This window comes from Janthinobacterium sp. 1L-D-8-B-C4 (assembly GCF_057291295.1).
Genome location: NZ_JBXAVX010000012.1, coordinates 72855 through 96340 on the forward strand (window position 1 = coordinate 72855; position 23486 = coordinate 96340).

Here is a 23486-nt window from a genome sequence, read left to right on the forward strand (position 1 = left end):
ATGCGCGCGGTGATGCTGCTGGTGCACCGCTACGTCGGCTTGCTGCTGGCACTGTTCCTGGTGATTGTCGGCATCACCGGCAGCTTGCTGGCCTGGAACGAGGAACTGGAGGCGGCCATCAGCCCGCAACTGTTCCGCGTGACAGCGCCGCCGGGTGCCGCCAGGATGGACCCGTTGCTGCTGCATGCGCGGGTGCAAGCGCGTTATCCGGACGTGCTGGCGGCGCGGCTGCCGCTGGAATTTACCGATGGTCGCTCGGTGCTGTTTGCCTTGCGGCCACTGGCCAAGGGCCAGAAGCTGGCGAACGACCAGGTATTTGTCGACCCGTACACGGGCCAGGTCCTGGGCCAGCGGCGCTGGGGAGACATAAGCCAGGGCATGAAAAACCTGATGCCCTTCATCTATCGCCTGCATTACTCGCTGGCCCTCGATGGCATCGGCACTTTGCTGTTCGGCATCGTGGCGTTGCTGTGGACCCTGGACTGTTTTGCCGGCGCCTGGCTGACTTTGCCTAACAGGCGGACTAACGGGGAGCCTGCCCGGCCATGGCCGGCGCGCTGGTGGCAGGCGTGGAAGTTTCGCCGCGGCAGCGCGTATAAAATCAGCTTCAACCTGCACCGCGCGGGCGGCCTGTGGACCTGGGCCATGCTGTTCGTGCTGGCCTGGAGCAGCGTGGCGTTCAACTTGCCGCAAGTCTATGAGCCGGTGATGAAAGGCGCGTTCGCCCACCAGCGGGGACTGGAAGCGCTGCCGAAGCTGGCCAAACCCGTGCTGGCGCCAGCGATGGCCTGGGAGCAGGCTTTGCCCGTTGCGCGCCGGCTGATGGCGCAGCAGGCGCAAGTCGGCGGCTTTACCGTGGTGGCGGAAAAATCGCTGCTGTACGACCCGCAGCGCGCCATCTACCGCTATGACGTGCGCAGCAGCCACGATATCCGCCACAAGGGCGGCCATACGCGGCTGGTGATGGATGCCGGCACGGGCGAATTCAAGGGACTGTGGCTGCCGACCGGCGCGGCGGCCGGCGATACGCTGTCGACCTGGCTGGCCACTTTGCATATGGCGGCCATGTGGGGCTGGCCGCTGCAGTTGCTGGTGTGCCTGATGGGGCTGGCGGTGACGGCGCTCAGCGTGACCGGCGTGCACGTATGGATGAGAAAAAGGCGGGCAGGGCGGCTGGCTACTGGCTGAAAAGCGCATTTGCTCGTTATAATGCCGGCATGTTGATATCGATGAAACGACGAACGCTGCAGATCTGGCTGGCCATGCTGGCCGTGCTGTTTGCCGCCATTGCGCCATCGATTTCGCATGCGCTGGCCGCGCCCGCCGTTGCCATTCCGTCGTCCCTGCTAATGCAGATCTGTACTGTCGACGGCGTGATGGATGTCGGCGTGGACGTGAAAAAACCGGGCATGGACCCCGTCGTCCATGCGTTCGAGCATTGCCCGTACTGCAGCACCCATGCGGGCTCGTTTGCCTTGCTGCCCGGATTGCCGTTGAATTTTGCCGTCAGCGGCGGCCACGATATCTACCCGCCCTTGTACTATCGCGCGCCGGCGCCACTGTTCCTGTGGTCCAGCGGCAATCCCCGCGCGCCACCCGTCCTGTCCTGATTTTCACGCTGCGGGCGCCCCTGCGGTCGCCCTGATCATCAGATTCTTCAGACGGGTTTTTTTATGTTATCCAAGCAATTCCATGTTCCGGCCGGGGCAGGCGGCGCCGCGCCGCTGCGCCTGTTTTCCGCCTTGCTGTGCTGCGCGCCAGCGTTTGCGCAAGCCTTGCCAGAGGCAAATACCGATATTGACACAACCTCGGCCTTGCAGGTCGGCAGCGTCGAAGTCTCGGCCCGGCGCAGCGGTCCGCTGTCCGCGCGCGACATGCTCACGTCGGTCGATATCGTCGCGCCAGAACAGATCGAGCAGCAGCAAGTGAGCCATGCCTGGCAGCTGTTTGCACGCGCGCCTGGCGTGATGCTCACGCAATTTCGTCAAGGTAATGAGTCCGGCAAGCTGTCGTTCCGCGGCTTTAATGGCGAAGGCGAGGTCAACGCCGTCAAGCTGCTGATCGATGGCCTGCCCGCCAACGACAATGCGGGCGGCATGCCCTTTCTCGATATGTTGTTCCCATTGGAGATCAGCAATATCGAAGTGGTGCGCGGCACCAACGACCCGCGCTACGGCCTGCACAATATCGCTGGCAACGCCACCGTCAACACGCGCACCGGCGGCAACTACGATGAAGCCAGGCTCGGCTATGGCAGCTTCAATACGCGCCAGGTGCAATTGGTCAGGGGAGTGGAAGCGGGCAACTGGACGCAGAATTACTCGGCCGGCTATCTGCGTTCGGCCGGCTACCGTGAAAATGCGGGCTTCCGGAAAGTCTCGGTGGCCGGCAAATGGGGCTACACCACCGATGACGGCAGCACGCGCATCGTGGCCAGCGCGCGCCATACGCAAAGCGACGGCGACGAGGCCGGCTACCTGGAAGAGGCCGATGCCCGCCGCGCGCCGACCTCGTCGTATGGCTATGCGCGCAGTACCGGTGGCCAGCGCGAGATGAGCCAGCTGGGCCTGTCGTTCGATACCACTTTGTCGGCGGAACTGTCCTTGTCCGCCAAGGTTTATGCCAACGCCGTGCGCGACCAGCGCTGGCTGCGCTACTCGCAGCGCACCAGCCAGCAGGAACGCATTATCGACGAAACCCATGTCGGCGTGCTGGCCAGCCTCAGCTATCGCCCGCAATCGCTGCGCAGCGTGTCGCTCGAAGCCGGTGTCAACGCCGAACACCAGAACGACCGCAGCCCGCGCTACAGCACGGTCGACAAGGTGCGCACCGCCACCACGCGCGACCAGCGCTTTGATTTTGATACCTGGGGCGGCTATCTGCAGGCGGTGCTGACGCCGATCGAAGGCCTGAAACTGATGCCGGGCTACCGCGTTGACAAGGTGCTGGGCAGCTTTTCGGACCCTTCGAAAAACGTGCATTTCCCGATCCAGGACTATGGATTGATCAGGCAGCCGAAGTTCAGCGCCGCCTACAGCCCGTGGCGCATGGCCACCGTGTACGCCAACTGGGGCCGCACTTTCCAGGTCGGTGCGGGCGCCGCAGCCTACCGCAGCAACGCCAACCGCTTGCGCCCGTCGATCAACGATGGCTGGGAAAGCGGCGTGAAATGGACGCCGGCGCCCTGGCTGGACGGCCGCCTGGCCGCGTGGCGCCAGGACGCCAGCGACGAAGTCAAACGCAAGCTCAACGACCCGGCCGGCGACTCGGAAAATGTCGGCAAGACGCGCCGCGAGGGCATCGACCTGCAGCTGAATGCGCACGGCGGCAACCATGCGGCCTGGATCGCGTATTCGCGCCAGCGCTCGCGCATCGTTGAGCCGGACCCGGCCGCGCCCGCCACGCTGGGCAAGCAGATCGACCATGTACCCAATCACGTGTTTTCGGCCGGCTATGACTGGAGCATGAGCCCGGCAGTCAAACTGTCGGCCTGGGCCAATGGCCAGGGCAGTTATTTTCTCACCACCGCCAATACGGGGCGCAAGTACGGCGCGTATGTCTTGCTGAACCTGGGCGCCAGCTACCGCGTGTCGCCGTCGCTGTCGTTTGATGTCCAGCTGAACAACCTGGCCGATCGCTATGTCGACTATGTGTGGATCAACGACGTCACCCGCCACGCGCCCGGCGACGGCAGGGCGCTGACAGCATCGGCCAACCTGAGCTTCTGAGGAGGAGACCTGCCATGAAAACAATCAAATACACGATCGCCGGCTGCGTGCTGCCGCTGGCCCTGTGCACCGGCGCAGTCCTGGCCGACACGCCCGTCTTGCCCTCGGTCACCGTGGTGGCCGACAGGACTTCCATGCTGGGAAGCAATACCGCTACCGGTTCCGGCCTGAACCTGACCCTCGCGCAAACCCCGGCCAGCGTCGACATCATCTCGCGCGAGCAGCTTGACGCGCGCGGCGACACCAGCCTGGTCGACGCCATCACGCGCGCGGCCGGCATCAGTTCCATGGCCCATCCGGGCAATGGCGGCAGCTCGCTGTCGGCGCGCGGTTTTACCGACACCACCTCGGTCATGCGCCTGTACGACGGCGTGCGCCAGTACGGTGGCGTCGGCTTGACGTTTCCTTTCGACACATGGTCGGTCGAGCGCATCGAGGTGCTGCGCGGACCGGCGTCCGTCATCCATGGCGATGGCGCGATTGGCGGCGTGATCAATGTGATCCCGAAAAAGCCCACGCGCGGCGCCATCCATAATGAAGTACAGGCAACCGTCGGCACCGACAACACCCAGCGCCTGGGCCTGGGCAGCGGCGGCGCCATCGATGAACACTGGTCTTACCGGCTCGACGCCAGCGGCAACCGATCAAGCGGCTGGATCGACATGGGCCAGTCGCGCGATGTGTCTTTTTCCGGCGCGCTGCAGTGGGATGCCACGCCGGATCTGCACCTGACCTTGCGCCACGCCCGGGGTTTGCAGCATCCGATGCGCTACTTCGGCACGCCGCTGGTCGACGGGCGCCAGCTGCCCGCCTTGCGCGATAAAAACTATAACGTCAGCGACAGCATCATCCGCTACGACGACCGCTGGAGCGAACTGGGGCTGGAATGGACGCCGTCCGCGAGTACTACCGTGCGCGCCAGGCTCTACCATATCGACAGCCAGCGCCATTACCGCAATGCCGAAACCTATGCCTACAACCCGGGCACCGGCCTGGTCGACCGTTCGGGCGATACCGAGATCCTGCACGAACAGAAGCAGGACGGCGCCACCGCCACGGTCAGTCACACGGGCACCTTGCTGGGCCTGGCCAACCAGGCGGCCATCGGCGTTGACCTGAGCAGCAGCCGCTTCCGGCACACCAACAATACTTATGCGGGCAGCCCCGATCCGGCCTCGGTCGACCCTTTCAACCCCATCGCCGGCCACTTTTTCAGCGAGCAGCCGACCTTGCCGCGCTATCGCAACGCTGCCCGGCAATACGCCATCTTTGCCGAAAACCGCATCGAACTGACACCAGCCTGGGCCGTGATCGCGGGCCTGCGCCACGACCATGCCGACGTGCGCCGGCGCAACCTGGTCAGCGGCCAGGATGAATTCGACCAGTCGTATGACAATACAGGCTGGCGTCTCGGCACGGTCCATGACCTGACTACCGACCTGGCGCTGTATGCGCAGTTCGCGCGCGCGGCCGATCCGGTCGGCGGGCTGCTGATGATATCTTCCGCCAACAGCAAGTTTGATTTGTCGACCGGCAAGCAGCTGGAAGTGGGGCTGAAACAATCGTTCTGGGGCCAGCGCGGCGAATGGACCCTGGCCGCCTACGAGATCCGCAAGAACAATCTGCTGGCGCGCGATCCACTCAATCCGCAGTTGCGAGTACAGGTGGGCCAGCGCTCGTCGCGCGGCGTCGAGGCCACCTTGGGCGTGGACGTGGCGCAGGGCTGGCGGTTCGACGCCAACGCCAGCGTGCTGCGCGCCCGCTATGACGACTTTATCGAGGCGGAAGCGGGCCGGGCTGTGTCGCGTGCCGGCAAGGTGCCGCCCGACGTGGCGCAGCGGCTGGCGAATGCCTGGCTGAGCTGGAATTTCATGCCAGGCTGGAGCGCCAGCGGCGGCGCACGCTTTGTCGGCCGCCGCTATGCCGACAACGCCAACCGCATCGCCATGCCGGGCTATGCCACGGCGGACCTGGCGCTGCGCTGGCAGGCGGCGCCGGGCACCACTGTCTCCTTGCGCGCGGCCAATACATTCGATAAACAGACTTTCACGACCGCCTATTACACCACCAACCAGTGGTTCAACGGACCGGGGCGCAGCGTGGAAGCCACCGTGCATTACCGTTTCTGATGATGAAGCTGACGATTCCTCACTTCAAACGCTTGCTGTATCAGTTGCACCGCTGGACCGGTATCGCCGCCTGCCTGCTGATGCTGCTGTGGTTTATCAGCGGCATGGTGATGCTGTTTGTCGGCTATCCGAAGCTCACGCCTTGGGAGCGGCTGGCGGCGTTGCCAGCCCTGGCGTCAACCTTGTCGCCGGCCGGCTGCTGCTTGCCGCTGGCACAGGTGGCGATACCGGCCGGTGCGCGCGAGATCGTGCTGACCACGGTGGCAGGCAGGCCCGTCTACCGCATACGCGATGGGGGAGGCCGCCTGCGGCTGTTCGATGCCGCCAGCGGCAAGCCGCTGGGTCCGGCCAGCCCGGCGATGGCGCTGGCCTCGGCGCGCGCCTTTGTGCCAGGCGCAGGTGCGCACTACCTGGGGCTGGTGCAGGAAGACCGCTGGACCCACTCGCGCGCGCTCGACATGCACCGGCCGCTGCACCAGGTGCAGCTGGACGATGGTGCGCAGACCTTGCTGTACCTGTCGTCGGCCACCGGCGAAGTGCTGCTGGACGCGCCGCGCGCGCAGCGGTTGTGGAATTTCGTGGGCGCATGGCTGCACTGGGTATATCCCTTGCGTAACCATTCCACCGACCCGGTATGGAGCTGGATCGTGATCATCGCCTCGGCGGTAGCAACCTTCACGGCCTTGACGGGCACCGTGGCCGGCATCTGGCGCTGGCGTTTTGCCAGCCGCTACAAATCGGGCGCACGCACGCCGTACCGCGAATCGTGGATGCGCTGGCACCATGTGACGGGGCTGCTGTTTGCCGGCATCGTATGCGCCTGGATCTTCAGCGGGCTGATGTCGATGAATCCGCTGCGCATCTTTGACCCGCAGGGCCAGCGGCCGGACCTGGCGGCCTGGCAGGGCGGCACGCCGGCAATACACGAGCTGGATGTGGCGCCGCTGCAAGCCTTGAAGTTGCTGGCGGCGCAGGGTTTTCATGCGGTGGAACTGGAATGGCGGGTGCTGAACAGCCAGCCCTATCTGCTGGCGCGCGATGGCGCGGCGCGCACGCGGCTGATCATGCGTCAAGATGGCCATCTTGTGGTGCGCGAACAATGGCCGCAAGAGCAGCTTTTGCAGGCGGCAGGCAAGCTGCTGCCGGGCATCGCGTCGAACCGCGACTGGCTGAATTCTTACGACGCCTATTATTATGGCCGCGAACCGGAAGCCATGATGGGCTCCAGCGAGCGCCGCCTGCCCGTATTGCAGGTGCGCTTCGACGACCCGCAGGCGAACTGGGTCTATCTTGATCCGTACACCGGGACCGTGGCGCTGGGCGTGGACCGGCGCCAGCGGGTCAGCCGCTGGCTGTTCAGCGTCCTGCACAGCTGGGACCTGCCGTTGCTGCGCAGCGGGCCATGGCGCGAAGGGGCGTTGATAATGCTGAGCCTGGGCGGCATGGTGCTGAGCGCCACCGGCATCGTGATCGGCTGGCGGCGGTTGCGCACCTGGTGGCGGGCAACGGTGGCAAGCCATGCCGGTGGGGCTGGCTGAAGCCGGTATAATTGACCGCGATCAATTCGCTCCTTCCATCACGCCGGGATTCCATGACTGCCGCTACAGCCGCTACCACTTCGACATTTCTACAGGGCGCAGGCGAAGTCGGCGACATTATCCTGGCAAGGGACTGGGGCGCCACCGGCCTGGGAGCCATAGCCGGCTGGACGCCGACCATGCGCAGCCTGGTCGCGATGATGGTGCGCTCGCCGGTGGCGATGGTCACCATGTGGGGCGAGCACGGCACCTTGATCTACAACCAGGCGTATTCCACCTTCGCCGGCGTGCGTCATCCGGAAATCATGGGCATGACGGCCACCGATGCCTTTCCGGAAATTGCCGACTTCAACCGCGGCGTGATTCCCACCGTAATGAAAGGCCAGGCGCTGAGCTTTCGCGACCAGGAACTGACATGGATGCGCGACGGCAAGCTGCAGCGTTACTGGCTCGACCTCGATTATTCACCGATTTTCGATGAACACGACGTGGCCGTCGGCATTATCTGCGTGGTGGTCGATACCACCGGCAAGGTCAATGCCGAGCGCAAGATCAAGGGCGAACATGCGCGCCTGGCGCAGATGTTCGAGCAGGCGCCCGGTTTCATGGTGCTGCTGCAGGGCCCGCAGCACACGATTACCCAGGCCAACCGCGCCTATTCGGCGCTGGTGGGCCACCGCGAATTGATCGGCCTGACGGTGGCCGAAGCGTTGCCCGAAGCAACCGAACAGGGCTTTGTCGGCCTGCTCGACGCCCTGTATGCCAGTGGCGAACCGTACACCGGCCTGGCCATGCCGTTCAGCGTGGCCGCCACCGGCAGCACGGCCGCCCACGAAACCTACCTGGATTTCGTCTACCAGCCAGTGCGCGATGAAGACGGCGTGATTTCCGGCATCTTCGTGCAGGGCTCGGACGTGACGCAGCGCGTGCTGGCTGAAAAAGCCTGGCGCGAAGGCGAATCGCGCTTTCGCGTGTGGGCGCAAGCGATGCCCAACCAGGTCTGGTCGGCCGGTGCCGATGGTAGCCTGGACTGGTTCAGCGACCAGATTTACGCCTATAGCGGCGCCAGCCACGGCGAATTGAATGCCGACAACTGGCCCAGCCTGGTGCATGCGGATGATATCGTCGAGGCAGTTACGCGCTGGCGCGCCTCGGTCGACAGCGGCCGCACCTTTGAAACCGAATACCGCGTACGGCGCCACGACGGCCAGTACCGCTGGCATTTGATACGCGCGCTGCCGATCCGCGACGAGGCCGGCAGCGTGATCAGCTGGATCGGCACCAATACCGATATCGAGGACCAGAAGCTCAATACGCTCAAGCTGCAGCACCTGAACGCCACCCTGGCCGAACAAGTGAGCATGCGCACGGCCGAGCGTGACCGCATGTGGCGCTTGTCGAACGAGATCATGCTCGTTGGCGACTTCAACGCCACGCTGGTGTCGCTCAACCCGGCGTTTGTCGCGGTGCTGGGCTGGGCCAAGGCCGAGGTGCTGGGTACCAGTTTCATGGCACTGGTCCATCCCGATGACCGCGCCAGCACGCTGGAACAGGTGAGTCTGCTGGCCAGCGGCGCACGCACCATCCAGTTCGAGAACCGCTACCTGCGCAAGGATGGCGGCTACAGCATCCTGTCCTGGAGCGCCGTGCCCGATGCCCAGTACATCCATGCCGTGGCGCGCGACGTCACGGCCGAGCGCGCCGCCGCGCTGGCGATGAAGCAGACCGAAAAAGCGCTGGAACAATCGCAGAAGATGGACGCCATCGGCAAGCTGACGGGCGGCGTGGCGCATGACTTCAACAACTTGCTGCAAGTAATCTCCGGTAATTTGCAGATGCTGGCCACGGTGCCATTCGCCCATCCGCGCGCCGCGCACTGGGTGGAAAACGCGATTGGCGGCGTGAACCGGGGCGCCAAGCTGGCCAGCTCGCTGCTGGCCTTTGGCCGGCGCCAGGCGCTGGAACCGCGCGTGCTGAAGATCGGCAAACTGATCACCGGCATGGAAGACATGCTGCGCCATGCGCTGGGCGAACCAATCGATATCGAAACCATCGTCTCGGGCGGCCTGTGGAATACGCTGGTCGACCCGACCCAGGTGGAAACGGCCCTGCTGAACCTCGCCATCAACGCGCGCGACGCCATGGATGGCCCGGGCCGGCTGACGATCGAAGTGGGCAATGCCTACCTGGACGAGCCTTACTGCCGCAGCCATGCGGAAGTGTCGCCGGGCCAGTATGTCACCTTGTCGGTCACCGACACCGGCTGCGGCATGACCGCCGAGGTGCTGGCGCACGCGTTTGACCCCTTCTTTTCCACCAAGCCCGAAGGCAAGGGCACGGGCCTGGGCCTGTCGATGGTGTATGGCTTCGTCAAGCAGTCGGGCGGCCATATCAAGATCTACAGCGAGGTCGGGCAGGGCTCCACGGTGAAAGTGTATTTGCCGCGCTCGATGGATGAAGAGGCGCGCCAGGAAACCGTAGTCATGGACGAGGCAGCCGGCGGCGAGGAGACCATCCTGGTGGCCGAAGATGACGAGGAAGTGCGTGCCATCGTGGTGGAAATGCTGGGCGGGCTCGGTTACCGCGTGCTGAAGGCCAACGATGCGGCCGCCGCGCTGTCCATCCTGGAAAGCGGCATTGCCGTCGACCTGCTGTTTACCGACGTGGTGATGCCAGGCCCGCTGCGCAGCGCCGACCTGGCGCGCAAGGCCTGCGAACTGCTGCCGAACCTGGCCGTGCTGTTTACCTCGGGCTACACGGAAAATTCGATTGTCCATGGCGGCCGGCTGGACCCTGGCGTGGAATTGCTGGGCAAACCCTATTCGCGCGACAGCCTGGCGCGCAAGATCCGCCAGGTGCTGGGCAACCGCAAGCCGGTCGCGCCGGCGTTGTCGCGGGAAGCCAGGCCTGCGGCGCCCGCGATCCCCGCCGCGCGCAAGATACTGTTGGTCGAGGACGAAGACGCGGTGCGCGCCATCACCTTCGACATGCTGCAATTGCTGGGCCACGAGGTGCAGGCAACGGTTGACGGCCATGCGGCGCTGGCCGCGCTGGAAGCAGCATCGTTCGATATCCTGATCACCGACCTGGGCTTGCCGGGCCTGTCCGGCGCGGCCGTGGCCGAAGCGGCGCGCCGCTTGCACCCGTCGATTCATATCGTGATTGCCAGCGGACAGGCAAAAATCGATGGCGTGCCAGCCGATGCGGTGTTGCTAAAACCGTATGACTTTGCCAGTTTGCAGGCGGTGCTGCCGTAGGAACGATGTACAAGGTGGGCATGAATCATGTCCTGCCTGTACCATTCTCCTTTCTTCAAGCATCAAGGAACACCGCAATGTCTCTGCGCCACCTGGCCCCAGCGGCCATCACCGTCATGGCCCTGGCCATCTCCACCTCCGTACAGGCTGTCTCGTTGCCGGCCGTGGAAGCGAAAAATGGCATGGTCGTCTCGTCGCAGCACCTGGCCAGCCAGGTCGGCGTTGATATTCTGAAACGCGGCGGCAACGCCATCGATGCGGCCGTGGCAGTTGGCTATGCGCAGGCCGTGGTCAATGCCTGCTGCGGCAATATCGGCGGCGGCGGCTTCATGACGATCCACCTGGCCGATGGCAAGGACACCTTTATCAACTTCCGCGAAAAAGCGCCGGCCGCCGCCAGCGCCAACATGTACCAGGATGCTGAGGGCAACCTGAAACCGGGCGCCAGCCTGCATGGCTACCTGGCCGTCGGCGTGCCCGGCACCGTGGCCGGCTTCGACTATGCGCAGCGCAAGTACGGCAAGCTGACACGCGCGCAGGTGCTGGCCCCGGCCATCAAGCTGGCGCGTGAAGGCTATATTCTGAACCGCGGCGACACTGACATCCTCGACACCACCGTGGCCTACTTCAAGAAAGATCCGGAAGCGGCGCGCATCTTCCTGCGCAAGGACGGCACGCCGCTGCAGCCAGGCGACCGGCTGGTGCAGAAGGACCTGGCCAATACGCTGGAGGCGATCGCCAGACGGGGACCTGACGCATTCTACAAAGGCGCGATACCGTTTGCTGTGGAAAAAGCGGCCAAACAGGGCGGCGGGGTGATCACGGCGGCCGACTTTGCCGCCTATACGACCAGCGAAATGGCGCCGCTGGCATGCAGCTATCGCGGCTACCAGTTCATCTCGGCGCCGCCACCGAGCTCGGGCGGCGTGACCCTGTGCCAGATCCTGAACATCCTCGAAGGCTACGACATGAAAAAGCTGGGCTACAACTCGGCCGCTTCGGTCCATTACATGACCGAGGCCATGCGCCACGCCTACAAGGACCGCAATACCTACCTGGGCGACCCCGATTTCGTGCAGAACCCGGTCGACCATCTGCTCAGCAAATCGTATGCGGCGCAGATTCGCAGCCAGATCCTGCCCGACAAGGCCACGCCGTCAAGCCAGGTGCAGCCGAACGCGCAAGGCGAAAAGCCGGAAACCACGCATTACTCGGTGGTCGACAAGGAAGGCAACGCCGTCTCGACCACCTATACCGTGAACGGCCGCTTCGGCGCGGTGGTGATTGCGCCCGGCACCGGCTTTTTCCTGAACGACGAGATGGACGACTTCACGACCAAGATCGGCGCGAAAAACATGTACGGCCTGGTGCAGGGCGAGAGCAATGCGATTGCGCCGGGCAAGCGGCCGTTGTCGTCGATGGCGCCCACGCTGGTGACCAAGGACGGCAAGGTGTTCCTGGTGACCGGTTCGCCGGGCGGCTCGCGCATCATTACCATCACCTTGCAGTCGGCGCTGAACATCATCGACTACGGCATGGAGCCGCAGGAAGCGGTCGACGCGCCGCGCATCCACCATCAATGGCTGCCCGACCAAGTGTATTACGAACGCCGCGGCCTGTCGGTCGATACCTTGAATATCCTGGCCGGCATGGGTTACAAGATGACGGAGCAGAGCACCTGGGGCGCGACCGAACTGATCATGATGGGCTTGCCCGATGCGGCCGGCGTGGGCGCGGCCAGCGCCGGCAATGACTCGGGCGTCTCGGGCAAGGTGCTACCCGGCTATATCTACGGCGCCAACGATGGCCGCCGTCCGGCGGGCTCGGCTGTGGGATATTGAACGTTGCTCACATTTGTGTGAGGCAAACGCGCGGGTGTGGCTTATCATGGTGCAACTTCGATTATCAATAAGCCACTATCCATGAGCCAACTCACACTACAACACAAGACGTTCCTGCTGCTGCTGGCCATCGTCACCATCGCTTTTGGCTGGATCTTGCTGCCGTATGCGGGCGCCATTTTCTGGGGTGTGATCCTGGCCATCGTGTTTGCGCCTGTGTATCGCTGGGTATTGCTGAAAACCAAGGGCAGGGCGACCCTGTCGTCGATGCTGGTACTGCTGCTGATCCTGGTGATCGTGATCCTGCCGTTGTCGCTGATCTCGGGCGCGCTGGTCAACCAGGTGGCGTCGGTGGTGGAAATGGTAAGGGCCGGCGACATTACCGTGGCCGGCTTCTTCGGCAAGGTAATGGGCGTGCTGCCGGCCTGGGCGATCAGCCTGCTGGACCGATTCAACCTGACCAACCTGGCCAGCCTGCAGGACAAGCTGACGGCCGGCGCCTCGCAAGTGAGCCAGGTAGTCGCCGTGAAAGCCATCAATATCGGCCTGTACACGTTTGATTTCCTGACCAGCCTGGGTATCTTGATGTATTTGCTGTTCTTCCTGCTGCGCGACGGCGCCGCGCTGACCGCGCGCATCCGCGCCGCCATTCCGCTCAGCCGCAAATACAAGCAGCGTTTGTTCAACAATTTCACCACCGTGATCCGTGCTACCGTCAAGGGCAATATCCTGATCGCGATTGCGCAAGGCGCGCTGGGCGGCCTGATCTTCTGGTTCCTCGACGTGCGCGCTGCCCTGCTGTGGGGCGTGCTGATGGCGTTCCTGTCGCTGCTGCCGGCGATTGGCGCGGCGCTGGTGTGGGCGCCGGTCGCCATCTATTTCCTGGCCACCGGCTCGATCTGGCAGGGCGTGACCTTGATCGCCTTCGGCGTGCTGGTGATCGGCCTGGTCGACAACCTGCTGCGCCCGGTGCTGGTCGGCAAGGACACCAAGATGCCCGACTACGTGGTGCTGCTGTCGACCGTCGGCGGTATGGCCCTGTTCGGCCTGCACGGTTTTGTGATCGGTCCGATCGTGGCGGCCATGTTTATTGCAGCCTGGGATCTGTTTGCCACGGCCAGCGAGTTTCATACGGAATAAGCCGGCATGGACATCACGACCATCGCACTGGTAGCGGCGCGTGAAGACGATGCGGAGCAACTGGTCGCGCTGCGCATTGCCGCAATGCGCGACAGCTTGATGCGCATCGGCCGCTTCGACCCGCAGCGGGCGCGCGAGCGTTTCCTGTCCGGCTATTCGCCCGCACACACGCGCCATATCACGCTGGCGGGCCGGCACGTCGGCTTTGTGGTCGTCAAGCCGGAGCCGAACGCCTTGCTGCTCGACCATCTGTATATCCACCCAGACAGCCAGGGCAGGGGCCTGGGCGCCATCGTGCTGGCGAGGGTGATCGCCGAAGCCAGGGCGCAAGGCTTGACTTTGAGAGTAGGGGCGCTGCGCGACAGCGATTCGAACCGTTTCTATCTGCGCCACGGCTTCAAGCTGGTGGCGCAAGAGGAATTCGACAATTACTATCTGTTGACTGCGTAATGAACAGCAATACCACCACCTTGCGACTGGTGCTGGGCGACCAGCTCAACGCGCAGCACCGCTGGTTTGCCGAGGTCGACGACAGCATCATTTATGTGCTGATGGAAGTGCGCCAGGAAACCGACTACGTGCTGCACCACGCGCAGAAGATCCTCGCCATCTTCGCGGCCATGCGCGACTTTGCGCGCCAGCTGCGCCAGGCCGGCCACCGCGTCCACTATATTGCCATCGACCAGCCGCACAGCGCGCTGGCCATCACCGACAATCTCGATGCGCTGGTGGCCGAACATGGCGCAGCTTCGGTGCAATACCAGGCGCCCGACGAGTGGCGGCTGGACCAGCAGCTGTACCGGCACGGCCGCGCTGCCAGGGTGCCGTGGCTGGTGGTCGATACCGACCATTTCTACACCAGCCGGCACGAAGCGGCCGATATCTTCAAGGGCCGCAAGCAGTGGCTGATGGAGTTCTTCTACCGCCAGATGAGAATCAAGCACGGCGTGCTGATGGAAGACGCCAGACAGCCGGTCGGCGGCCAGTGGAATTTCGACCACGACAACCGCAAGCCGTGGCGCGGCCTGCCCGCCGAACCGCCGGACGCGCGCACGCTGCACGACCATTCCCTGCTGTGGCAGGCGATTGTCGACGCCGGCGTGAACAGCTTCGGCAAGCCGCAGGCCAGCCAGCTGCCGTGGCCCTTGAACCGTATTGAAGCCTTGCAGCAGCTCGATGCTTTTATCGCGCGCGGCTTGCCGCATTTCGGCGACTTCCAGGATGCCATGAGCAGCCAGGCCTGGCGGCTGTTCCACTCGTTGCTGTCGTTTGCGCTGAACGTGAAAATGCTGCATCCGCGCGAGGTGGTTGACCGCGCGCAAGCGGCGTTCGAGGCCGGCGCCGCGCCGCTGGCGGCCGTCGAAGGCTTTATCCGCCAGATCCTCGGCTGGCGCGAATATGTGCGCGGAGTGTACTGGACGCATATGCCCGAATATGTCGAAAAGAATTTTTTCGGCCACCAGCGAAGGCTGCCGCGCTGGTTCTGGGATGGCAAGACGAAAATGAACTGCCTATCGCATGCGATCACCCAGTCGCTGGAGCAGGCGCACGCCCATCATATCCAGCGGCTAATGGTGATCGGCAACTTCGCCCTGCTGGCGGGCCTGCATCCGGGGGAAGTGCACCGCTGGTACCTGGGCATCTATATCGACGCCTTTGAATGGGTGGAGTTGCCCAATACGGTCGGCATGAGCCAGTTCGCCGATGGCGGCTTCCTGGCCACCAAGCCCTATGTGTCGAGCGCCGCGTATATCGACCGAATGAGCGACTATTGCAAGGGCTGCCATTACGATAAAAAGGCCCGGCTGGGCGAGACGGCCTGCCCCTTCAACGCGCTGTACTGGGACTTTTTCCGGCGCAACAGGGCCAGCCTGGAACGCAATCCGCGCATCGGCATGGCCTATCGCCAGCTGGAAAAAATGGACGATGCCGCCATCACCGGTTTTACGGAGCAGGCGCGCGTGATGCTGGCGAAGCTCGACGCGCTTTGAACAGCGACAGCTTCAGGCTGACGCCCAGGCTGCCCAGCACGATCAGGCCCAGTCCCGCCAGTTGCACCAGGGCCAGGCGCTGGCCATACACCAGAAAGTCGAGCAGCAGGGCCAGCAAGGGGTAGCCGAACGACAGCACCGCAATCGTCGCCACCGCCAAGTGCCGGTAGGCGCTGTAGCTGAGCGCATACGCCAGGCCGCTGTGGATCACGCCCAGGCCCACCAGCCAGTACCAGTGATTGCCCGGCCGCAGCACCGTGCTGCTGGAAAACGCCGCCAGCATCACGGCGCCCACGCAGCATTGCATGAATACCACCGCGATCGCCCGCTGTTTGCTGATATGGCGCGACAGCAACAGCGACGCGCCGCACAGCACGCCGGCCAGCAGGGCCAGGGCGATGCCGGCCTGGTAGTTCGCTCCCATGCTGGAAAACATGCGCTGCGGATTGGCCGAACCCACCAGGCCCAGAAAGGCCAGCAAGGTCCAGGCCCAGTCCGCCGGTCGGGTGCGTTCGCCCAGCAGCAGCGCCGCCAGCACCATCATCACGAAGGGGTAGCAATAAAACATCATGGTCGATACGCTGATCGAAGAGCGCGCCATGCCGGCAAACAGGCTGACCCAACTGAGCACCAGCAGCACGCCCGAAGCGATGGCGCCCAGCACCAGCTTGCGGTCTTGCAAGATGCCGCGCAGATGGCCGCCCATCACGCCCCACAGGCCAAGGAAGAGGGCGCCGAACAGGCAGCGGTAGAATACGGTGGTGACGGGGTCCTGGCCACCTTCGCGGACAAAGATGCCGACCGAGGCGATCAAGAATTGCGCGGCGAGCATTTGCCACAGGGCGGTGCTGCGCGGTGATGAGCTTGCTGACATGATGAGGTGGCGCCTGGTAATCAAGGCAGGCCAGTGTAGTTTTTCTCCGCAGACCAATACAGCAGCAGGTATGATGGAAAGAGACCAATACAGAAACTGCCCCATGCTTTACAAAAACCTGGCCCAGCTGCTGCGCCTGCAGATACAACAGGGCGGCTTGCGCCCCGGCGAGCGGCTGCCGTCGATCCGCCAGCTGGCCGCCAGCCACCAGGTCAGTGCGGCCACGGCCGTGCAGGCCTGTTTGCAGCTTGAGCGAGAAGGGCTGGCCGAAGCGCGCCCACGCATCGGTTATTTCGTGCGCACGGTCAGCCAGGGCCTGTGGTCGAGCGTGCCGCCGCCGCGCGCGCCGGCCCTGATCAGCAACCCCGCCTTGCTCGATCTGCTGCTGGTCGACTATAGCGCCAATATTTTGCCGCTGCATGCGGCGCGTCCGGCGCCTTCGTTGTTGCCCGACGCCACCATCGCCGCCGCCCTGTCGCGCAGCCTGCGCCGCCAGCGCGAGCCGGCACTGGGCTATGCGCCGCCGCAGGGCTACGCGCCGCTGCGCCGGCAGATCGCCCAGCGCTACGCCAGCATGGGCGTGACCGTCGACGCCGATGAAATCATTATCACGGCCGGTGCCATGGAAGCGATCACCCTGGCCCTGCGCGTGCTGACGCGCCCCGGTGACATCGTGCTGGTCGAAACACCGACCTATCAGGGCATCTTGCAAACGGTGGCCACGTTGGGATTGCAGGTGCTGGAATTGCCGCGCCTGGCTTCTGGCGGCCTGGACCTGGCCTTGCTGGAAACCCTGCTGGCGGGGCAAGCGGTGCGCGCGGCCGTGATGGTGCCGAATTTTTCCAATCCGCTGGGGCTCAGCCTGGACGCCAGCACCAAGCAAGCGCTGCTGGCATGCTGTGCGCGCCATGGCACTGTGCTGGTCGAAGACGATATCTACGGCGACCTGGCCTGGGACGACAGCCGGCCGCCGCCGTTGCGGCGCTGGAACGATGGCAGTGCCGTGATCACCTGCAGTTCCTTTTCCAAGACCCTGTCGCCGGGCCTGCGCGTGGGCTGGATGCTGGGCGGCGCCTGGACCGGCGAACTGCTGCGCGCCAAGTATTTTTCCACCGTCGGCAATGCGGCCCTGCCGCAGCTGGCCATCAGCGACTACCTGGCGCGCCACGACCTAGAGCGCCATTTGCGCAAACTGCGCCGCGCGCTGGCCGGCAACGCCAGCCGCATGCGCACCGCCATCGACCGGCATTGGCCAGCCGGCACCCGCATGGGCGAGCAGCGCGGCGGCCTGTCGCTATGGATACAGCTGCCGCCGGGCAGCGACGCGGCCGTGTTTTCACGCAAGGCCCTGGCGCAAAGCGTGGGCGTGATGCCCGGCCATGTATTCTCAAGCAATGGCGACTACCGCGACCATGTACGGCTCAGCTGCGGCTTGCCTTTTGATCACGCCATCGAGGCGGCGCTGCGCCGCCTCGGTACGCTTGCTGCACGCTTATTTTGACTTCAGGTAAGCGCGCAAGCCGTGTGTCAGCACCATTGGAAACACGCTGGCATGGTCTTCGTCGTCGAACACGCGCAGGCGCGTTGTCAAGCCGGCGAATTTGTGCGCCTTCAATTTCTGGTTGAACTCCTGCAGATCGGCGACCATGTCGGCGTCTTCTTCGGAGCGCGAGCGTTTCTTGCCGGCAGGCAGGCGCTCCAGCCCGCCGATGCCGAAGAACACGGAAGCGGGCAGGTCCTTGTGGCTGCTGGCATAGGCCTGTTCGCGCTCGAACATCACGCCAGCGTCGTACCATAGCGAAGGGCTGCCCAGGATGTAATGCTCGAAGGTGCGCGGTTCGGTCAGCATGATCTGCAGGCCCAGCAGGCTGCCGTAGGAATGGCCGACGAAGATCTTGCGCCCCATGTTGGCGCGGTACTGGCTGGCGATCAGCGGAAACACCTCGCCCGAGATGAATCTGGCATACGCGGGCGCTTCGCCAAAGGCCGGCTGGCGCCCCGGCATGTCGGAGCGGTAGTCATGCTTGCGCGGCGTGCTTGGCGTATAGTCGCGCCGGCGGCTGTAGACGCCTCCATCGCCCTTCGCATATGACAGGCCCACCACGATGACTTCTTCCATGCCTGCATGTTTGGCCAGGCGCTGGGCAATATTGCGCACCACGGCGAACGAATAATCGGCATCGACCACGAACACCACCGGATAGCGCTTGCTGCCTTCGCGGTAGGAATCGGGCAGGGCGACAAACAGCTGGTAGTCGCGCTGCAGCGCTTGCGCGCGCAGTTCGCGCACCTCGGTTGCGGGCAGCATATAGGCGGCAGGCGCAGCGGTGGCGGCCTGGGCGCTGTTGAACAGGCAGCACAGTGCCAGCAGCAGGGAAACTGGTTTCAAGCGCATTCCTTCAGACGGTTGGCGAGGGCAGCAGGGCGCTCTGGCGCGTTGGCAGGTAAATCGTGAAACTGGTGCCCAGGTCCTTGCCGGCGCTGCTGGCGGCAATCGTGCCGCCGTGCAGTTCGACGATGCGGCGCGCGATATACAGGCCCAGCCCCAGGCCGCTGGCATTGGCGTGGCTTTGCAGCGTGAATGCGCCAAACACATGCGGCAGGTCTTCCGGCGCAATGCCCTGGCCGCTGTCGTGCACGCGGATGCGCACGCCATCCTGGTCGCCATCGATCATCACGCCCACGCTGCCGCCTTGCGGCGTAAATTTGATGGCGTTCAGCAGCAGGTTCCACAGCACCTGCTGCAAGCGGCGTGGATCGGCGTCGAGTTCGATATGGTCGCCGTAATTGGCCGGCATGACGGAAAAAACAATGCGCTTTTCGTTGGCCATGGTTTCTATCGTGGCGACCGCGTCGCGCACGATGCGTCCCAGCGATACCGTCGCTCTTGCGATCGACATGGTGCCGGTCAGGGTGCGCGCCGCGTCGATCAGGTCTTCCACCATGGCCGCTTCCTGGCGCACGTGCACGCGCATCGCCAGCAAGGACGCCTGCAGCGCCGGCGGCATGTCGCGCATGGTGTGCAGCAGCAGGTCGACCCGCATCGACAGGGCCGACAATGGCGTGCGCATTTCATGCGAGACGGTGGCCAGGAACAGGTCGCGCGTGCGGCTGACGCGATTCAGTTCATCGATGGTGTCGCGCTGGCGGTCGAGCGAACCGGCCAGGGTGCGCAGCAATTCGCGGTAGGTGGCCAGGCGCGCGTCGGTCAGCGGCGCTTCAAGCCGCACTTCGCGCCATAGCGTCCGGCCCGATATGCCGACCAGGTTGGCCAGGCGCTCGCACTCCATGGGGGAGCTGAAATCGCGAAAACACCAGCCGAACACCAGCACGCCATAACGGTAGCCGGCGCGCGTCAATGGCAGGCTGCAAATCTGCATGCCATGGAACAGTTCCTCCGCCGTGGCGTCCGCATCATCCTGGCCGGCGGCCATGCGCGCCACGATGCGCCGCTCGGCTTCGGTGCCAGCACCGTCGTCGCGCCACAAGGTCGAGGTGCCGAGCAACTGCGCCGTGCGCGACGACAGCAAGGGGCCGACCTGGCGCACGCCCGCAATGTCCCAGGCGGACACCACCATGCCGCTGGCCTGGCACACCTGCAGCAACGGCGTGCGCCACTCTTCCCAGTCGACCTGGTGAAAATCGGGTTCGGCGATGCTGATCACGAAGTCGCTTTGCGAGGCAGCACGACCGAATCGGGCAACTCTTCGCCATTGACGACGGCCGATTCGATCGCCGGACTTTGCCGGGTAGGCGAGCGCGACAGCAGGCTCGAATACGCTGAAAACGGCAGTTGCGGCACGGCGTTGGTGCGCGCCGCTTCCGAGCGGTCTTCATCGAGCAGCGACAGGCCGCCCCTGGCGATCACGTACTCGCGCGTCACCTGCAGGTTACGGCTGCCGCGCACCTTCGGAATGGCGATGGCGCGGCGCAGCACGGTGGAGATCTCGACGTAATTGAGCAAGATGATATTGTCGACCAGGTGCGAGCCCTTGAGTTCTTCGCTGATCTGCGACAGGCCCAGCAGCTCCGGGCTTTCGTAGTTGAAGAACACGGTAGAGAGGCGGTTCTTGAAGTGGGTCGCCAGCGCGTACAGGTAGTCGGCCACCTCGGTGCGGCTGGCCATTTCATACACGGCGATCGAGTCGAACACGATGCAATCGATGCCTTCCTGTTCGGCCAGCTTGATGACGCGGTCGAAATGGACGTCCAGTTCCAGTTCCAGTGGCGACTCGTACAGCAAAAACAGTTCGCCGCGTGCCTGCATGCCGTCCAGGTCGAAGCCCAGCGAGGCGGCATTGCGGGCAAGCTGGCGCGGATGTTCGTCGAGCGTCACCAGCAGTGTCTTGTGGCCGGCCTTCACGGCAGCGGTCAGGAACTGCACCGACAGCACCGTCTTGCCGGTGCCGGAAATGCCGCTGACCATGGTCACCGAACCTTCGTACAGGCCGCCGTCCATCAGCATGTCGATGGCCGGCGCGCCGACCGAGATGCGCCGGTCCGAGGTGGGCTGGTCGTTCAGCAGCAGCGGGCGCGACTGCGCGCGGCGGTACACATGCACGCCTTCGTGCGCCTCGATGCGCATGGTGTGGCTGCCAGCAATGAAATCCTGGCCGCGCGACTTGGCTACCGTCAGCCGGCGCTCGACCCGGCGCCGCTGTTCGGCGCGCGACAACTCGATGATGGTGTCGAACACGAAGCGCTCGTGCGCCGGCGCGGCGATCGACTCGTCGCGCTCGGCCGTCACCATGGTCGTCACGCCGAGCCGGTTCAGGCCTTCGATCAGCACGTGGATGTCTTCGCGAAATGGCAGGTCGTGGACTTCGGCGTACAGCCGCATCGGCGTCAGGCCATCGATCAGCAAACGGCGCGCACCCATCTCGCGCAGGGCTGTTGCAAACGCGCCATCGGTATTGCGGAATTCCGCCAGCAGCACGGCCGGGCTGGTCTGGATGATCTTGATCAGCCCCAGGTCGATCTGCGCCTGCAGGTTCCAGCCAAAGCCGGCCGCGTCGCGCAGCAGCTTGGCCTCGTCGAGCTCGAACGAGACGATCACCCCCGGTTCATTGTATTGCGCCGCGCCGGCATGGATGAAACCGAGCCCCAGCGTGGTCTTGCCGGCACCGGGCGCGCCTTCCACGATGATGTTGTTATTGCGCGGAATGCCGCCGAAAAGTATGTCGTCGAGGCCGGCGATGCCGGTCCTGACCAGGGCGTCAACGTTATTCATGTGCGATAGAGGGTAAGAATGTCATAGTTACCGTAGTGTAGCAGTTTACAAGTGCTGATGAGCCAGGCATCGCTTTGCACCGGGCCATGCATTCTTCCATTTATTGACAGGATGAATCTCGATTTCAAGGGATTATCAGATTTGGCGGGACGCTTGATAATGGCCGCTGCCGCGCCTTTCCTGGCGCGCGTTAATGCGGAGGTTTCCCATGACTTATGGTTTTCTCGATATCGCCATCACGCCCGGCGTGCTCGCCGCACAGGCCAGCATGGGCGCCGATCATGCCTGGCAGGACTTCAAGGGCCACCGCGAGTTCGACCGCTTCACCGACAGCGAAGCGGCGTTTATCGCCGCACGTGACAGCTTTTACATGGCGACGGTGTCCGAGACCGGCTGGCCCTATGTGCAGCACCGGGGCGGGCCGCGCGGCTTTCTCAAGCTGATAGACGCGCAGACGCTGGCGTTTGCCGACTACCGCGGCAACCGCCAGTACATCAGCACCGGCAACCTGGCCACCAACGACCGTGCCTGCCTGTTCCTGATGGACTACACCCGGCGCGCGCGCCTGAAAATCTACATGCATGTCGAAATACTGGGACCAGAAGACGAGCCGGCACTGACAGCGCAGGTCACCGACACCGCGTATGGCGCCAAAATCGAGCGCATCTACCGGCTGCGCCTGCAGGCTTTTGACTGGAATTGCCCGCAGCACATCACGCCGCGCTATACCGAGCAGGAAGTCAGTGCAGCGGTGGCGCCGCTGCGCGAGCGTCTGGCGCAACTTGAAACGGAACAGCGCGAGCTGCGGGAGCGGCTGGCGGTTGCGGAAGGCGACGACAAACTCAGGCGCTAGCCACCCTCCGGCGTGCGTAGCGCCTTCATATCGCGCATCGGCGAACGGCCAAAAAAACGGCTGTACTCGCGGTTGAACTGGCTCGCGCTTTCGTAGCCGACCTCGAAGGCGGCGCTCGATGCGTCCCATCCTTCGGTCAGCATCAGCCGGCGCGCGCCATGCAGGCGCAGCTGTTTCTGGTATTGCAGCGGCGTCATGGACGTCAGGGCGCGGAAATGCCGGTGCAGGGTGGACTGGCCCATGGCGGCCACGCCGGCCAGTTCATCCAGCCGCAGCGGCCTGGCGTAGTGTTGCCTGATCCATTCGACCACCGCCGCCGTGCGCTGGCCGTGTTCGCCCAGGGTCGCGATAGCGCGCAGGCGCGAGCCTTCGGTACTTTGCAGCACGCGGTAGATGATCTCGCGCGCCAGCAGGTCGCCGAGAAAAGCGATCTCGCCGGGCGCATGCTGCAGGTCCAGCAGGCGGCCGAAGGCATCGAGCAGCGGCGCCGTGGTCCGGCCCAGTGTCATCGCCAGCGCGCCCGTCTGTTCCCGGGCCGCCGGCAAGGTGCCCTGTGCCAGCAGTTCTCGCACCATCGCCATGTCGAACGCCAGCCGCACGCACAGGTACGGGCGCCCGGCGCTGGCCTGGATCACGCGACTGGTGACGGGCAAGTCGAGCGACGTCAGCAGGAAGTGTGATTCATCGTAGACGAACCGGGTCTGGCCCAGGTCGACCTGCTTCCTGCCTTGCGCCACCAGCGCGATGCTGGGCTGGTAGGTGCTCGAATAGGCCTCGGTGGGCGCCGCATGGCGGTAGATCGTCAGGCCGGGCACCGCCAGCAGCATGCTCTCGGCGGTGCCGATCAATGACGCCAGCTTGCCAGCAAGCTGGCGGCGCGCGGGTTCTGGGTCGGGGGTCATGGC

General features: G+C 64.4%; 17 protein-coding genes. 12 read left to right on the plus strand and 5 right to left on the minus strand.

Going from position 1 to position 23486, the window contains the following annotated elements; translation table 11 throughout:
- The 10 genes from AC0Z42_RS19955 (at position 1) to AC0Z42_RS20000 (ending at position 15624) form a co-directional block, all read left to right on the plus strand.
- A complete protein-coding gene (locus tag AC0Z42_RS19955) occupies positions 1-1188 on the plus strand; it encodes a PepSY-associated TM helix domain-containing protein (RefSeq protein WP_485469921.1) in 1188 nt (395 codons plus the stop codon).
- A gap of 41 nt (positions 1189-1229) precedes the next feature.
- Positions 1230-1610, plus strand: coding sequence for a DUF2946 domain-containing protein (locus tag AC0Z42_RS19960; protein ID WP_485469922.1), 381 nt, complete (start codon positions 1230-1232; stop codon positions 1608-1610).
- A 63-nt stretch (positions 1611-1673) separates the two neighbouring features.
- The gene (locus AC0Z42_RS19965; protein WP_485469923.1) at positions 1674-3728 is read left to right on the plus strand and encodes a TonB-dependent receptor; all 2055 of its coding nucleotides are present in this window, start codon (positions 1674-1676) and stop codon (positions 3726-3728) included.
- A 14-nt stretch (positions 3729-3742) separates the two neighbouring features.
- Positions 3743-5857 carry a TonB-dependent receptor gene (locus tag AC0Z42_RS19970; RefSeq protein WP_485469924.1) on the plus strand — a complete coding sequence of 705 codons (2115 nt, stop codon included), beginning with the start codon at positions 3743-3745 and terminating at the stop codon, positions 5855-5857.
- Positions 5857-7395 carry a PepSY domain-containing protein gene (locus tag AC0Z42_RS19975; protein ID WP_485469925.1) on the plus strand — a complete coding sequence of 513 codons (1539 nt, stop codon included), beginning with the start codon at positions 5857-5859 and terminating at the stop codon, positions 7393-7395. Before AC0Z42_RS19970 ends, AC0Z42_RS19975 begins: the two co-directional genes overlap by 1 nt.
- Positions 7396-7448: 53 nt before the next feature.
- A complete protein-coding gene (locus tag AC0Z42_RS19980; protein WP_485469926.1) occupies positions 7449-10652 on the plus strand; it encodes a PAS domain S-box protein in 3204 nt (1067 codons plus the stop codon).
- Positions 10653-10768: 116 nt separating this feature from the next.
- Positions 10769-12493 carry a gamma-glutamyltransferase gene (gene ggt / locus AC0Z42_RS19985; RefSeq protein ID WP_485470052.1) on the plus strand — a complete coding sequence of 575 codons (1725 nt, stop codon included), beginning with the start codon at positions 10769-10771 and terminating at the stop codon, positions 12491-12493.
- Positions 12494-12574: 81 nt separating this feature from the next.
- Entirely contained in the window at positions 12575-13633 is a 1059-nt protein-coding gene (locus AC0Z42_RS19990; RefSeq protein ID WP_485469927.1) for an AI-2E family transporter, read from the plus strand.
- Between the two features lie 6 nt (positions 13634-13639).
- Positions 13640-14083 carry a GNAT family N-acetyltransferase gene (locus tag AC0Z42_RS19995; RefSeq protein ID WP_485469928.1) on the plus strand — a complete coding sequence of 148 codons (444 nt, stop codon included), beginning with the start codon at positions 13640-13642 and terminating at the stop codon, positions 14081-14083.
- Complete coding sequence (locus tag AC0Z42_RS20000; protein WP_485469929.1) at positions 14083-15624, plus strand: cryptochrome/photolyase family protein; 1542 nt, start codon at positions 14083-14085, stop codon at positions 15622-15624. The genes AC0Z42_RS19995 and AC0Z42_RS20000 overlap by 1 nt, the downstream gene beginning before the upstream one ends.
- On the opposite strand, the gene AC0Z42_RS20005 is transcribed toward AC0Z42_RS20000, so the two are convergent.
- The gene (locus AC0Z42_RS20005) at positions 15578-16498 is read right to left on the minus strand and encodes a DMT family transporter (protein ID WP_485469930.1); all 921 of its coding nucleotides are present in this window, start codon (positions 16496-16498) and stop codon (positions 15578-15580) included. The genes AC0Z42_RS20000 and AC0Z42_RS20005 overlap by 47 nt on opposite strands.
- Positions 16499-16601: 103 nt before the next feature.
- Here AC0Z42_RS20005 and AC0Z42_RS20010 point away from each other — a divergent pair, with 103 nt between their 5' ends.
- Positions 16602-17999, plus strand: a complete 1398-nt coding sequence (locus AC0Z42_RS20010) for an aminotransferase-like domain-containing protein (RefSeq protein ID WP_485469931.1) — start codon at positions 16602-16604, stop codon at positions 17997-17999.
- Here AC0Z42_RS20010 and AC0Z42_RS20015 read toward each other — a convergent pair.
- From AC0Z42_RS20015 to AC0Z42_RS20025, 3 genes are read right to left on the minus strand one after another with little or no spacing between them, the layout of a single operon-like run.
- Positions 17991-18887: an alpha/beta hydrolase gene (locus AC0Z42_RS20015; RefSeq protein ID WP_485469932.1), complete on the minus strand. Its 897-nt coding sequence runs from the start codon at positions 18885-18887 to the stop codon at positions 17991-17993. The two genes, AC0Z42_RS20010 and AC0Z42_RS20015, sit on opposite strands and share 9 nt — an antisense overlap.
- Before the next feature lie 10 nt (positions 18888-18897).
- A complete protein-coding gene (locus tag AC0Z42_RS20020; protein ID WP_485469933.1) occupies positions 18898-20163 on the minus strand; it encodes a sensor histidine kinase in 1266 nt (421 codons plus the stop codon).
- A complete protein-coding gene (locus AC0Z42_RS20025; protein WP_485469934.1) occupies positions 20160-21728 on the minus strand; it encodes an ATPase domain-containing protein in 1569 nt (522 codons plus the stop codon). Before AC0Z42_RS20025 ends, AC0Z42_RS20020 begins: the two co-directional genes overlap by 4 nt.
- 208 nt (positions 21729-21936) lie before the next feature.
- Between AC0Z42_RS20025 and AC0Z42_RS20030 the strand changes: the two genes are divergently transcribed.
- The gene (locus AC0Z42_RS20030; protein ID WP_485469935.1) at positions 21937-22581 is read left to right on the plus strand and encodes a pyridoxamine 5'-phosphate oxidase family protein; all 645 of its coding nucleotides are present in this window, start codon (positions 21937-21939) and stop codon (positions 22579-22581) included.
- On the opposite strand, the gene AC0Z42_RS20035 is transcribed toward AC0Z42_RS20030, so the two are convergent.
- Positions 22578-23483, minus strand: coding sequence for an AraC family transcriptional regulator (locus tag AC0Z42_RS20035; RefSeq protein WP_485469936.1), 906 nt, complete (start codon positions 23481-23483; stop codon positions 22578-22580). The genes AC0Z42_RS20030 and AC0Z42_RS20035 overlap by 4 nt on opposite strands.
- Between the last annotated feature and the right edge of the window lie 3 nt (positions 23484-23486).

Excerpts from the sequence above, each read along its gene's own strand:
- AC0Z42_RS19990 (WP_485469927.1), top strand. The coding sequence starts at position 12,575 with ATGAGCCAACTCACACTACAACACAAGACGTTCCTGCTGCTGCTGGCC.
- AC0Z42_RS19965 (WP_485469923.1), top strand. The coding sequence starts at position 1,674 with ATGTTATCCAAGCAATTCCATGTTCCGGCCGGGGCAGGCGGCGCCGCG.
- AC0Z42_RS19975 (WP_485469925.1), top strand. The coding sequence starts at position 5,857 with ATGATGAAGCTGACGATTCCTCACTTCAAACGCTTGCTGTATCAGTTG.
- ggt (WP_485470052.1), top strand. The coding sequence starts at position 10,769 with ATGGCCCTGGCCATCTCCACCTCCGTACAGGCTGTCTCGTTGCCGGCC.
- AC0Z42_RS20005 (WP_485469930.1), bottom strand. The coding sequence starts at position 16,498 with ATGTCAGCAAGCTCATCACCGCGCAGCACCGCCCTGTGGCAAATGCTC.
- AC0Z42_RS19995 (WP_485469928.1), top strand. The coding sequence starts at position 13,640 with ATGGACATCACGACCATCGCACTGGTAGCGGCGCGTGAAGACGATGCG.
- AC0Z42_RS19980 (WP_485469926.1), top strand. The coding sequence starts at position 7,449 with ATGACTGCCGCTACAGCCGCTACCACTTCGACATTTCTACAGGGCGCA.
- AC0Z42_RS19970 (WP_485469924.1), top strand. The coding sequence starts at position 3,743 with ATGAAAACAATCAAATACACGATCGCCGGCTGCGTGCTGCCGCTGGCC.
- AC0Z42_RS20000 (WP_485469929.1), top strand. The coding sequence starts at position 14,083 with ATGAACAGCAATACCACCACCTTGCGACTGGTGCTGGGCGACCAGCTC.
- AC0Z42_RS19960 (WP_485469922.1), top strand. The coding sequence starts at position 1,230 with ATGAAACGACGAACGCTGCAGATCTGGCTGGCCATGCTGGCCGTGCTG.
- AC0Z42_RS20030 (WP_485469935.1), top strand. The coding sequence starts at position 21,937 with ATGACTTATGGTTTTCTCGATATCGCCATCACGCCCGGCGTGCTCGCC.
- AC0Z42_RS20035 (WP_485469936.1), bottom strand. The coding sequence starts at position 23,483 with ATGACCCCCGACCCAGAACCCGCGCGCCGCCAGCTTGCTGGCAAGCTG.
- AC0Z42_RS20010 (WP_485469931.1), top strand. The coding sequence starts at position 16,602 with ATGCTTTACAAAAACCTGGCCCAGCTGCTGCGCCTGCAGATACAACAG.
- AC0Z42_RS19955 (WP_485469921.1), top strand. The coding sequence starts at position 1 with ATGCGCGCGGTGATGCTGCTGGTGCACCGCTACGTCGGCTTGCTGCTG.
- AC0Z42_RS20025 (WP_485469934.1), bottom strand. The coding sequence starts at position 21,728 with ATGAATAACGTTGACGCCCTGGTCAGGACCGGCATCGCCGGCCTCGAC.